We start from the raw sequence: 12,340 nt of genomic DNA, 5'->3' as shown, positions 1-12,340 counted from the left end.
CAATGCTTTTTCGTTCAGAAAACCTTCTTCTCGCTCTGATCCGCTTTCAATATTTCTACAGCTTCACGAAACCGCAGCGAGTGGACAATCTCCCGCTCCCGCAAAAATTTGAGCCCGTCCTGCAAATCCACATCGTCCGTCAAATCAATCAACCATTGATATGTAGCTCTGGCCTTCTCTTCCGCCGCTATATCTTCATACAAATCGGCGATCGGATCTCCTTTGGCTTGAATATAAGCGGCAGTCCAAGGAACGCCCTCCGCATTGCTGTAAAACAGCGCTCGGTCATGACTGGCATAATAAGCGTCCAATCCGGCCTCCTTCAGCTGCTCCACCGTAGCATCTTTTGTCAGTTTGTATACCATCGTAGCAATCATCTCAAGATGAGCGAATTCCTCTGTCCCGATATCCGTCAGCAAACCGATAACTTTATCCGGAATCGTATAGCGTTGATTCAAATACCGCAGCGCCGCGGCCAACTCGCCGTCCGCACCGCCATATTGCTCCAGTAAAAGCTTTGCCATTCTGGGATCGCATTTACTTACCTTTACCGGATATTGCAGCTTCTTTTCATAGATCCACATGCCACTGCTCCCCTCCAGCGTTCATTGGTTAAACCTGCCATGGCCAGGGCGTCTCGATCCATTGCCAGGGATGCCTGGAATAGCTGTGGCCATAGGCCATAAGCGGACCAAATTCCGTCTCAAAACGCCTGGCCAGATGCATTCGTTGCTGCGCGTGCTGATTGTACTGCTGAATGGCTTGAACGTCTAAAGGATGCGTATCCAGATAGAGCGTGAGTTCCACCAGCACGAAGTCAATCGCCTGCAGTTCCTGCAGCATGGTGTAAAAATGTTCCGGAAGCGGTTGTTGCATACCTATTCTCCTTCCTTCACGCTTCAGCAATTTTTCGAAATGTACGGACTAAAGAGCGCCGGCCAGAGCGTGCCGCGCATCAGCGCTTCCATCGGCGGGTATTGGGGAAGATGCATCGGTTGATAGTGAATATAAAGATTTGGCGGGGTACTGTAAGTCTTCACTGTAATCGGCGGACACGGGTCGAACGGACTATGATACGGATACCATACTTTCTCCTGTTCCATAACGGATGTGCCTCCTTGTTCATACTACCTCTATATATACAGCTCCTGTTTGTCCATTATGTTTATTTCCGATTCTATAACGAAAAAAAAAAGGCTACCCGGCACATACTGGGTAACCTGAGATTAAAAAGGCCCTGTTGACAGCTTGTCTTACTAATGAATGTCCTTCTTCTTGAAGCGTCCGCCCTTCACGTCGTGAATGTTGCCGATCGCAAGAAATGCGCCCTGATCCAGTTCCTCGACGATCGATTTCAGCTTTGCTTCCTCCAGACGGTTGATTACACAGAAAATCACGAGTTTGTCGCCGCCCATGTAGCCTCCTTCACCTTGCAAATAAGTGACGCTGCGGCCCAAACGGCTGATGATGGCATCGCCAATTTCACGGCTGTTGTCGCTGATAACCCAGACCGATTTGGATTCGTCAAACCCTTCGATGGTAATATCAATCATTTTGTAAGCAATGAAATAGGCAATAAGCGAGTACATCGCCCGGTCCCAACCGAAGACAAATCCTGCGCTGCTGAGAATGAAGAGGTTAAAAAACATGACTACTTCTCCTACGGAGAATGGCGTTTTTTTGCTGAACAGAATCGCTAAAATTTCCGTACCGTCCAGCGAACCGCCAAAACGGATTACGATCCCGACCCCGATTCCGAGAATAACCCCGCCGAACACCGATGCGAGCAGAGGATCAATCGTAAGCGGAGCTACCGGATGAAGCAGCCAGGTTCCGAGGGACATCAGGATGACCGCATACAATGTGGATAGGGCAAAGGTTTTGCCGATTTGTTTATAGCCGATAAGCAAAAAAGGCAAATTGAGTAACAACAGGAATATACCGACTGGAAGGGCAGTCAAATGAGATGAAATGATCGAAATGCCTACAATGCCTCCGTCGATGATCCTGTTGGGTACGAGAAAAATTTCGAGTCCGACGGATACGAGCGCTGCCCCCAGGAAGATAAAAAATGCGCGGTGCACAATCTTCGCTGCGGACAGCTTTGAATGCTGTTTGATTTGCTGTAAGTCCGCTTGCATACAATTCCCACCTTTACTATGATTGAATGATCATGCTGTAAGTTAACCCTCCAGCTTGATGTTTATTTTAAGCAATCCGACGCGGCGCATCGCTTGATATACAATGACCATGACCGGGCCCAGAACGAGTCTGACGACGCCGATCAGTTGAAACCCTGCATACATACTGACGAGCGCGGCCAATGCGTTGATTCCGATGGCATCGCCAATGATTTTCGGCTCGATAAGGATTCATACAGCTTCAGAAGATGAAATGAAATCAGATAAAGTCCGATGATGAACACGACAAAAAATAAACAAGCTTGGAATCACTTTCGCCACCCCGAGCGAATAACCGTAAATGGCCAGCAAAATGCCGTTCTTCCGCAATCGAGCCTACGTTGGATTCCATCCATTTCACCACTTGCTCAGCCACCCCGGACAGCAGCGTTTGATACAACAGCCCGGAGCTTGAGATCGTATTCTCAAAGAACAGGATCGCATCATTCAAATAACCCGGGGCTCTTTTCAACAATTGTATAAGCTCTGAAATGATTTTGATGCCAACCATATAAAAAAAACCGAGTATGACCGCTGTAAATAATGTACAGGCGGCTGCCGAGGCCGTCATGCGTCCGATTCGAAAATATTTCATCATCATCTGAACGGGACGCTCTAACCGTACAAAAGGATAGCGCCCAAGGCGCAAAATACTGCCGTTCTTAGTGACATGGATCGGCCTTCCTCCCTCACACGTTATGCTGGTTTGATTGAACGCCCGGGCTTTCCTCGGTCATTGGTTTGGCTATCTGCTGAATGGATACGCGTAATATTCTAAGCCGCTCGGCTTCCGTGATTTCGAACAAGAATGAGCCGTACTCCAGCTTTTTGCCTACATGGATTGAACCCTCCAGCTGTTTAAACATCCAGCCGCCGATGGAATCGACTTCATCGTCCTCAATCCCGAGAGCCAGCAAATCGTTAAGCTCCTCGATCAGAACGCGTCCGTCAACCGAATAGATGTCTCCCTGCTTTTCGATTTCAGAACGTTCACGGATATCAAATTCATCGTGAATTTCCCCTACGATTTCCTCCAGAATATCTTCAACTGTAAGCAGTCCCGCTGTTCCGCCGTACTCATCGACCACCACGGCAATCTGCGAACGTTTCATTTGCATGAGCTTGAGCACATGACTGATTTCCATGGCTTCGGGAACCATCAGAACAGGCCGCAAAAAATCTTTCAGATCATGCGTTTGATCGGGATCGGCCGTAAGCAGATCCGACATATGCACGAACCCGATGATGTCATCCTTGTCATCGGTCGCCACCGGATAGCGGGTATGCTTGGTTTCGTAAACGATGTTCAGATTTTCCCCGAACGTCAGTACCGTAAACAAACATTCCATATCCGTCCGGGGTACCATGACTTCCCTTGCAACCCGCTCCGAGAATTCAAAGATGTTATCGAACAAAGCCATCTCGTCTTTGTCGATGTGACCGCTTTTGGCGCTTTGATCCATCAAAATACGGATTTCTTCTTCCGTATGGGCCTCCTGCTCCACGGCAGGCTGTACCCCAATCAACCTGAGCAGCCGGTTCGCGGCACCGTTCAGAAGCCAGATGGCAGGATAAAACAATTTATAAAATATCATCAAAGGACCCGACAGCCAGAGAGATGCCGCTTCCGATTTCTGAATGGCAATGGATTTGGGGGCCAATTCACCCAGCACGATATGCAGGAAGGTAATGATAGCAAAGGCAATCCCGAAGGAAAGGGCATCTTTATACCACGCATTTCCCAGGCCAAGCCATTGGAACGCAGGCTCTACGATCAGATGAGCGATCGCGGGCTCTCCGACCCAACCCAGACCAAGAGATGCCAGCGTGATGCCAAGCTGTGTGGAGGAGAGGTAAGCATCCAGCTTCCCGGTTACGGCCAGCGCGGAGGCCGCCCTGCTGTTGCCCTCACTCTCAAGCTGCTGGAGGCGAGATTGCCTGACCTTGACCAGGGCAAACTCCGCGGCTACGAAAAAACCGTTGAGGAATACCAGAAACGCGACCAATAGAAGATTCAGAGCAATCCGTCCGAAATCGAATCCTGAACTTTGAATTTCCAAGAATCTTCAAACTCCTCCGCTTTATAAATTGCAGTCCCTTACATTACCGCACGGCGCGCCTTAAAATCCACGTCTTTGTAATAGGTGTCGGCGACAAGAAGATTCGGTCCGCAGCATGCTGCCGCTTCACAATAACAGTTCACGGATTCGCGCAAAGGGTGCCGTTTCCATCTTTCGTACACTTGATTCAACTTATCCTTGTGAATATTGCCCAGTGCAGGAACATCGGAAAAGTCCGTGACGAACACATCGCCCGTGAACAAATTCACATTCAGCCGATTTCGTCCGTCAGGATCATTGCGCACGGTCACATTCGGCTCGGAACGAAGCCGGCTTACGATCTTCCAATCCTCTTCATTGCTGCTGCAGGCGTAAAACGGAAGCGTACCGAACAGCATCCACAGCTCTTTGTCCCTATGATCGAGAAGCCGGTGGATCGCTTCGCGGGTCTGATCCAATTGAAGGACCGGCAGTCCGGAAGCGAACGCACTCGGATACATAGGGTGCACCTCGTGGCGCTTGCAGCCCATTTGCCGTATCAATTGGTGAATTTCAGGCAGCTTCTCATGTGTACGGTAATTAATCATCGACTCGGCGGATACGAACATGCCGCCTTTGGAAAGCTCGGCCGCATTGTTCATCATACGGTCATACATTTTGGCGGCCATTTCTTTGGATACGCGGCGATCCGTCCGCGCAAAACCGACTTCGTAGAAGTCGTCCGCACTTAAATAATTAAATGAGATATGCATCACGTCAAGATAAGGAGCAAGAAGCTCATACCTCGAAAGTTCCAAAGTTATGTTGGAATTGATCTGTGAGCGGACTCCGCGCTCGCGGGCATAACGGAGAATCGGCACGATGTATTCCTTGACGGTCTTTTCATGATAGCTTGGCTCGCCGCCGGTAATGCTGATCGTCTGCAGATCCTCCACCTCATCGAGCCGGTTCAAAATCGTGCTCAGCGGAATGCGCGGTCCTTCGGTCATCGTCAGCGTCTCGCCCACCGCGCAGTGCTCGCAGCGCATATTGCATAAATTGGTTACGGTAAGCTCGATGCTCGTAAGACGGTGTTCTCCGTACAATTGGATCGAACGAAGCGGATCCCAGGGATCGTATTCAGGAGAAAGCGGCGTCAGTTCCGCCTTCGGCATTGAAATTACGTTGAAACGTTCGGACATTATTTCTACACCTGATTCTATATAAAATAGTATAAACCTCTTGATAAAATATCTATTCTTTATTGTATCTTAATAAGTTTAAAAAGAAAACCAAAGCCCGAGAACCTTTTACCGGGTTTCGGGCTTTATTCTTATGCACGGACTTGAGTGCCGCGAGGAGGAGGCACATCCATATCATTCACGCCGGTGATCGTTACCGACAAGGCTTTGGACAAGTCGATTTCCGGCGTGTCCTTCAGTTCCTGACCCTCGGCATCCTGCAGAAGCCGAATGACCGGACGATGCGGCACCTTCGAATTCAAATCAACGACAACCCCTTTTTCACCCGTACTCAGAGTAACGGTAATGCCGATCGGATAGATGGCGATTTTATCGCGGAACAATTCAATTTTTTCCGTCTCATATAAGGTTCCGGAGCCTGTAAAAAGGATTTCCAGCGCCTGATGAGGCAGCAGCGCATTCCGGTACACGCGGTGTGTCGTCATGGCATCATAAGAATCAACCAGGCCGATGAGACGCGCATATTCGTGAATTTCGTCTCCCTTCAACCCCCGGGGATATCCGCTGCCGTCCATCCGTTCATGATGCTGGAGAGCGCAGTGCGCCGCAATCAGCGGGATGTTGGGCTCGTCCTTTAGAAATTGAAAACCGTACACGGCATGCTGCTTGATTAAATCGTATTCTTTTTCCGATAAAGGTTCCTTTTTGCGCAGCAGCTCTAACGGAATTTGGGTCTTGCCGATATCGTGCAGCAGCGCCCCTATGCCAAGTGTCATCAATTCGTCCCGGGAATAGCCATGAGCCATGCCGAGCATCGTCGAATAGACGCAAACATTCATCGAATGATGGTATAAATAGTCATCCATTGCGCTGATATGGGTCAGCATAATCATCGATTCTTTATGATTGCTCAAATCGTTAAGGATCATGTCCATGACACTGCGAAATTCCTTGCCAAGCTGGAGTCCGGTAATGGATGTACGCTTCATCTGATCCCCCATCAGCTGTCGGAAGGAACGGCGTATTTGCGAGATGGCCCGAATCCGTGTCTCTTCGGAAATCGTATCCTCAACCGTGATGTCTCGGGTTCTCGGGTCATCGATGTAGACGAAATCGACTCCGAGATCCATAAGTCGTCGAATCATGGTTTGGGTCAATTCGACTTGTTCCATCAGCAGCGGGAGTCCTTCCGAATTATAAATTCTTTTTGCGAGCCTCATACCGGACTCTACTTTGCCGATCGGGAGCAAGCGCATAGGACTAACCACATCTTCTTTCTAAAATAATTCAAAAAATCTGATACCCTATACCCCTAGCGTATCGGATTCAATGAAAAAGAGCAATATTTTTTTTCATAAATCGACAAAAAAGTTACAATAGAAGAAAAAACCAGAACAGTGCGGCAAGGACAAACCGGTAATAAGCGAAAAAGGTCAAGCTAAACCTCTGCACGAACTTGATAAACGTCACCACCGCCAGCAGTGCCACGACAAATGAAACGGCAAAGCCGATGGCGAAAAAACCGAAATCGGCGGAAGAAAAGCTTCCGGCGCTCTTTAACATCTCATACCCGGTAGCCGCGACCATCACGGGAATGGCAATAATGAACGAAAAATCGGCAGCGGCGCTCCGGCTTGCTCCGGCCAGCATACCGCCTGCAATCGTCGATCCCGAACGGGAAAAACCGGGCCAGAGCGCGACAATCTGCCATAATCCGATCATAAAGGCCTGATAGTAACTCAGCTTATCCACATCATCGGCCGTGACAGCGGACTGCTGTTTTTCTCCGATAATCAGCAGTATGCCTCCAAGCACAAGACCAATCAGCACCGTTTCCGGCGAGAACAGACGCTCTTTGATCCAATCACTCAGCAGATATGCGACCGTCATTGCCGGGAGGATCGCAAGCAGAATATGCAGCAAATTCAAGCCTTTACGTGCTGCTTGTTTCTTATTTCCGAATCTGAATAGTCCTGCAATCCGTTTCCAATACACGATAGCCACTGCCACTATGGCGCCGAGCTGAATGACGATTTCAAAAGATTTCATCCGCTCGTCGGCTTCAGATACCCCAAGCAGAGTACCCGCCAATATCATATGGCCTGTAGAGGAGACAGGCAAAAATTCCGTTACCCCTTCCACAATACCTATTACTACCGCTACCCACCAATCGTACACAGGCTTCCCACCTCTGAAACGGATTAATGGGGTGCCGCTTGTCCATTCATGCGAACCCAGCGCTTGCGGCTGCTGTCCTTCATGGCTCTGGCGTTATGCAGCTCCTTAAGGAGTACATCCCGCAAAAATTCAGGCATAAAAAATTCGGGTTCCAAGCCTTCTGCGATCGAAAGGTAACCGATCCGAAATGTAAACATGTCGATGGTTCCTACGGTATACAGACGCTCCAGTTCTAGAGCTTCCGTCCCTACACGAACGGAAAGTATGCGCGAGTAGGGAGCCGCCTCGGGATCATACTCGATGGTTATCCCGTCCACACAGAGTGTACCGAGCACTTTGCCCCGGAAGCCGAAGCCATAGAGCGGCTTGTTCATAAATTCGGGAAGCAGCGATTCCTCCAACGCTGTGAGCAGTTGTGCCCCGCTCAGCTTCATTCGGCAAGGATTGATCGGCGATGGGCACAATTCGAGCAGCATGCCTGCCGACACCGGGCCTTGGGGCAGCCCTCCGAGCAGCTGACCGGCGTTCACCAGCCCGATCTCGGCTCCAACCCAATCGCGCAAGCCGGCAGCAAGCAGATTCCCTAATCTGGACTCGCCGTACCAATCCACGTCCAAATCACAATCGATCCGAGCAACCTCCCGGTCAAGAGAAGCTTTAGCCTTTACAGCGTATTGCTGAATCTGTAATCGAATGCTTTCTTCCTCTTCGGATTCGGCAGCCGCCTTCACACCGCCTTCGGCGTGAAGTAAGCGCTTGGAGACGGCATCCAGCTCCAAATCGACTACCCCGACGTACTGGCCGAATTTACCTGCGGCGCATATCAGCGTACGGCCTGAACGAATCGGTTCCTCCAGCAAATGATGGGTATGTCCGCCCAGAATGAGGTCGATGCCCGGAATCTCGGCCGCCATTCTCTCATCGTTGCTCAGCCCCAAATGGGACATCACGATAAGGACGTCCACCTTCGGACGAAGCTCTGCCGCCAGCGATGCGACAGCCTCGAACGGATCAGATACATTCCACCCCAACAATCGGTAAAAATCAGTAAAGCGGGCTGTAACGCCGATAACTCCGATTTGAATACCCGATTTATTAAAAATTGCATAAGGACTCGCCCACAAAGGCAGGCTTCCTGTTTCAGCGTCCCGCAGGTTGGCAATCACTACTTTGCTCCGTGCATGCTTTCCATACAATTCGTTCAGCACTTCAGGCGTGCAAGTTAACCCCTCGTTGTTCCCCAATGTAACGGCATCGTAGCCAATCGCATTCAGCAGCGCAATATTGGCAAGCCCTCCGGTTCCCTCCGTTTCGGGGCGCATCCGGTCGATATGGTCTCCAATATCAAGCGAAAGCGTATGTTCCGCCCCTGCTTCCTGCCGAAGGCTTGCGATGATCGAAGCGATGCGGGGCAATTGTTCAAAATGGCTGTGAATATCGTTCGTATGAAGGATACGAAGCCTAATCCGCTCCGGAATCACAAGGCCACCTTCCTTCGAGTGCGATAATTAGAATATGAATTCCATGTTCCGGATGCGGGTTTCGCAGCTGCCCAGGCGTGATTGTGTTATTGAAACCGCTGGTTGCCTCCATCCCCAACTTTTCATCGTAATAAGACACAAAATTTCACAACACTTTTCACGTGAAGACACCTGCCGCGGCCTGCAAACGGATCGGCGTGCGGCCGGATCGGCCGCACGGCCGAGAGATTCATGCCGTATATCGGGTGCTCCAATCGATCGTTTTGCCGTTTACGCCCTTCACACGGTTGCGGGCCAAAAACGATTCGGGACAAAGGGCCGCAAGCTCGCCAGCCAAATAGCGGACGTCACCCCTTACATCATCATATACTTGGAGCACCCTCAATATACCTCCGATTTCTTTCTCGGAACTTCTTATCTATTATATCATTTATTCCTAAAAATATGGTATGCTGAATAGTAAAAACAGAGTCTGCCGATAGGCGGCGCTGCCAGAATGGAGTGACAACCATGAAGCTCAAACTTCTGCTTTTTGCCGGCTTGGCCGAAAGCATAGGCTCCCCCGTGCTGGAGCTGGATGTTGAAGAAGATAAGCTGACCCCGTCTCAGCTCAAAACGAAGCTGGCTGAATTATATCCCGAAATCGCCGCACCGCTCGCCGGTTCCTTCATCGCCGTGAATCAAGCCTACGCCGATGAGAACGTATTCATAAGCGAACAGGACGAGGTAGCGGTTATTCCTCCCGTATCCGGAGGCGAACCGGAAAACATGGAGCTTACACGGGCCCCCATTTCCATTGATCAAGTAACGGCTAAAGTACTGCATCCTCATCACGGCGCTGCACTGACGTTCATTGGAACCACCAGAGAGTTTACACACGGCAAAAGGACGACCCTGCTGGAATACGAAGCCTACGAGCCTATGGCGCTTCGCACAATGCATCAGATCGGGGACGAAATCGCCGCCAGATACCCGGGAACACTTATCGCCATTACTCATCGTCTGGGCTCTGTTCCGGTTGGAGAAATCAGCGTTGTCATCGCCGTCTCCTCTCCGCACCGGGATGCCGCATATGAATCAAGCCGCTATGCCATTGAGCGGCTGAAGCAGATTGTCCCGATCTGGAAAAAGGAAATATGGGAAGACGGCTCCGAATGGAAAGGGCATCAGCTTGGGCCTTGGAACCCTACGGCAGAGATACCGGGTCAAGGAGGTGTCTCAAAGTGACCGTACAGGACGTACAATCCTCGGCTGCTGCTGCACAAGCTTCAGCTCCCGACCCGGAACGCTATTCCCGGCAGATCCTGTTCGCACCGATCGGCAAGGAAGGCCAAGCCAAGCTTCAAAAAGCCCGCGTGGCCATTGTCGGCATGGGTGCGCTGGGTACCGTGCTGTCGAACCATATGGTACGAGCCGGGGTCGGCTTTGTACGGTTGATCGACCGGGACTTCGTTGAGAGAAGCAACCTGCAGAGACAGATGCTTTATGATGAGGCCGATGCCGCCGGTTCGGCTCCTAAAGCCGAGGCCGGAGCTGCGCGGCTGCGCGCCGCCAACTCCTCCGTGACGATCGAACCCGTAGTGACCGATCTCAACTGGTCGAATGCAGAAGACCTGCTGAAGGACGTCGACCTCATTCTTGACGGAACAGACAATTTTGCCGTTCGCTTCCTGATCAATGACGTAAGCGTCAAGCACGGTATTCCGTGGATATACGGGGGGGCGGTCAGTTCACGGGGCGTCAGTCTAACCATCGTACCGGGAGAAACCCCCTGTCTGCGCTGCCTGTTCGGACAACCTCCGGAACAAGGAACGACGGAGACCTGCGATACGGCGGGCGTCATCGGACCGATCATTCATACGGTCGCTTCACATCAGGGAGCAGAAGCGCTTAAAGTGCTGATCGGCGCCGATAGTCAGAGAAACCGCAAGATGATTCATTGGGACTTATGGTATAATCAATACGCCGCCGTCGATGTTTCCAAGGCGAGGAAGGCCGATTGCCCTTGCTGTGGAGAACGCCGGTTTGATTATTTAAACGCCAGCGTTCAGGAAGAAACCATTCAAACGTTATGCGGGCGAAATTCCGTACAAATTCAACCTGTACGGCCATCCGCGCTTTCTCTGGGCGAATGGGCCGACAAGCTCCGTCCACTCGGCCGTCTGGAGTTGAATCCGTTTTTGCTCAAGCTTCACTTGGAAAATGACATCACGCTTGTTTTATTTCCGGACGGCCGAATGATCGTTCAAGGAACAGACGATCCTGTAGCCGCCAAAAGCTTATACAGCCGTTATATCGGTATGTAATTATCAGCCTCGCTTCTCCTGCGATTCCAGGAAGAGCGAGGCTGCCTTTTTTATCATGACGATCAGCAAGTTCCCCGGTATATCGATTTGTTCTGTACAAATAAAAACCGACCTAACGAGAGGTCGGCAAGAGGAAATTCAGATATAGGCCCGGTGGGGGTCGAACCCACAACCTACCGGTTAAGAGCCGGTTGCTCTGCCATTGAGCTACGGACCTGAACTGTTTTTTATTATAGCACTTTACGATAAAAAAATAAAGTCCCTCTCGGAACCTCCCACCTCAAAAAAATAACCCCGATGGGCTCGGGGCCAAGTCTGCTCATATTCAACATTCGAACTTTCGTAAGTTGTCCTACGTGTCGCTGTTTTAGCCCGTATTTCTCATCAAGTCTTTCACAATAAAAGACAAAATTTACCTGGGTTTGATGATAGAGCAAATGTAACACAATCGATTTTTGCTTTTGAATTTCCTCACGTTGTCACAATAGACACATTTCATATCGACTCACCTCTGAGCCTATTATGCCCATTGGTAAATTTCTATTCGTATCCATCATACCAAGCGGTAATTGAACCCTTGCTAAAAATGGGGAGATTTCGTCCAAGCCATTCCATTTTTTCGCATTATAATAATGGTGATATTTACAATTTTTTAACAAACGGAGGTCATTCAGCCGTGATAATTAGGTATAAAATCAGGAAGAAAATTAAAGGAAAAAAAAAGATTGGATCAGGCGCACGGCGACTAGTATATGATTTGGGTAATGGCACGGTGATAAAGATTGCTAAACCAAAGGGCGGGATCAGAAGCAATAAAAAAGAGTTTGTTGTCTATAAATCCTCTACTTATAAGATAAAAAAGCATCTTGGCAAAATAAAAAAGCATGGGCGCAGATATGGGTAGTGTCAAGAAGTTTGTGTAACGTAGTAGATATATCCAGAAGTGGTTGCGTG

Annotated in this window: 14 protein-coding genes and 1 tRNA gene; 2 read left to right on the top strand and 13 right to left on the bottom strand. The window is 49.9% G+C overall.

Going from position 1 to position 12,340, the window contains the following annotated elements; genetic code table 11:
- Positions 1 to 14 precede the first annotated feature (14 nt).
- From NR121_RS17945 to NR121_RS17890, 12 genes are all read right to left on the bottom strand, one after another.
- Positions 15 to 584 (bottom strand): manganese catalase family protein, encoded by a 570-nt coding sequence (locus NR121_RS17945; RefSeq protein ID WP_054819312.1) that lies wholly within the window; start codon positions 582 to 584, stop codon positions 15 to 17.
- A gap of 28 nt (positions 585 to 612) precedes the next feature.
- Positions 613 to 876 carry a spore coat protein CotJB gene (locus NR121_RS17940; RefSeq protein ID WP_062406927.1) on the bottom strand — a complete coding sequence of 88 codons (264 nt, stop codon included), beginning with the start codon at positions 874 to 876 and terminating at the stop codon, positions 613 to 615.
- Between the two features lie 23 nt (positions 877 to 899).
- Positions 900 to 1,103, bottom strand: coding sequence for a spore coat associated protein CotJA (locus NR121_RS17935; protein ID WP_054819311.1), 204 nt, complete (start codon positions 1,101 to 1,103; stop codon positions 900 to 902).
- A gap of 153 nt (positions 1,104 to 1,256) precedes the next feature.
- Positions 1,257 to 2,141 carry a YitT family protein gene (locus NR121_RS17930; protein WP_062406925.1) on the bottom strand — a complete coding sequence of 295 codons (885 nt, stop codon included), beginning with the start codon at positions 2,139 to 2,141 and terminating at the stop codon, positions 1,257 to 1,259.
- A 42-nt stretch (positions 2,142 to 2,183) separates the two neighbouring features.
- A complete protein-coding gene (locus NR121_RS17925) occupies positions 2,184 to 2,324 on the bottom strand; it encodes a hypothetical protein (RefSeq protein WP_256831625.1) in 141 nt (46 codons plus the stop codon).
- A gap of 76 nt (positions 2,325 to 2,400) precedes the next feature.
- The gene (locus NR121_RS17920) at positions 2,401 to 2,781 is read right to left on the bottom strand and encodes a hypothetical protein (RefSeq protein ID WP_256831623.1); all 381 of its coding nucleotides are present in this window, start codon (positions 2,779 to 2,781) and stop codon (positions 2,401 to 2,403) included.
- Between the two features lie 88 nt (positions 2,782 to 2,869).
- Positions 2,870 to 4,240, bottom strand: coding sequence for a hemolysin family protein (locus NR121_RS17915; RefSeq protein WP_054819309.1), 1,371 nt, complete (start codon positions 4,238 to 4,240; stop codon positions 2,870 to 2,872).
- Between the two features lie 38 nt (positions 4,241 to 4,278).
- Positions 4,279 to 5,421, bottom strand: coding sequence for a radical SAM/CxCxxxxC motif protein YfkAB (gene yfkAB / locus NR121_RS17910; RefSeq protein WP_256831622.1), 1,143 nt, complete (start codon positions 5,419 to 5,421; stop codon positions 4,279 to 4,281).
- A gap of 131 nt (positions 5,422 to 5,552) precedes the next feature.
- Complete coding sequence (locus NR121_RS17905) at positions 5,553 to 6,677, bottom strand: HD-GYP domain-containing protein (protein ID WP_062406919.1); 1,125 nt, start codon at positions 6,675 to 6,677, stop codon at positions 5,553 to 5,555.
- 115 nt (positions 6,678 to 6,792) lie between these two features.
- Positions 6,793 to 7,599, bottom strand: a complete 807-nt coding sequence (locus tag NR121_RS17900) for an undecaprenyl-diphosphate phosphatase (protein ID WP_256831620.1) — start codon at positions 7,597 to 7,599, stop codon at positions 6,793 to 6,795.
- 23 nt (positions 7,600 to 7,622) lie between these two features.
- Positions 7,623 to 9,077 (bottom strand): bifunctional metallophosphatase/5'-nucleotidase, encoded by a 1,455-nt coding sequence (locus NR121_RS17895; protein ID WP_054819322.1) that lies wholly within the window; start codon positions 9,075 to 9,077, stop codon positions 7,623 to 7,625.
- 232 nt (positions 9,078 to 9,309) lie between these two features.
- Positions 9,310 to 9,459 (bottom strand): hypothetical protein, encoded by a 150-nt coding sequence (locus NR121_RS17890; protein ID WP_160327335.1) that lies wholly within the window; start codon positions 9,457 to 9,459, stop codon positions 9,310 to 9,312.
- Positions 9,460 to 9,590: 131 nt separating this feature from the next.
- On the opposite strand from NR121_RS17890, the gene NR121_RS25190 reads away from it, so the two are divergent.
- Both NR121_RS25190 and NR121_RS17875 read left to right on the top strand, forming a co-directional pair.
- Positions 9,591 to 10,307 carry a molybdenum cofactor biosynthesis protein gene (locus NR121_RS25190; RefSeq protein WP_054819308.1) on the top strand — a complete coding sequence of 239 codons (717 nt, stop codon included), beginning with the start codon at positions 9,591 to 9,593 and terminating at the stop codon, positions 10,305 to 10,307.
- Positions 10,308 to 10,381: 74 nt separating this feature from the next.
- Positions 10,382 to 11,386, top strand: a complete 1,005-nt coding sequence (locus tag NR121_RS17875; protein ID WP_062410822.1) for a ThiF family adenylyltransferase — start codon at positions 10,382 to 10,384, stop codon at positions 11,384 to 11,386.
- Between the two features lie 145 nt (positions 11,387 to 11,531).
- On the opposite strand, the gene NR121_RS17870 is transcribed toward NR121_RS17875, so the two are convergent.
- Positions 11,532 to 11,603, bottom strand: a tRNA-Lys gene (locus tag NR121_RS17870).
- Positions 11,604 to 12,340 lie beyond the last annotated feature (737 nt).

The organism is Paenibacillus sp. Pae15 (genome assembly GCF_024519685.1).
Taxonomy (GTDB): Bacteria; Bacillota; Bacilli; order Paenibacillales; family NBRC-103111; genus Paenibacillus_G; species Paenibacillus_G naphthalenovorans.
This window is presented reverse-complemented; position numbering and strand designations above follow the sequence as displayed.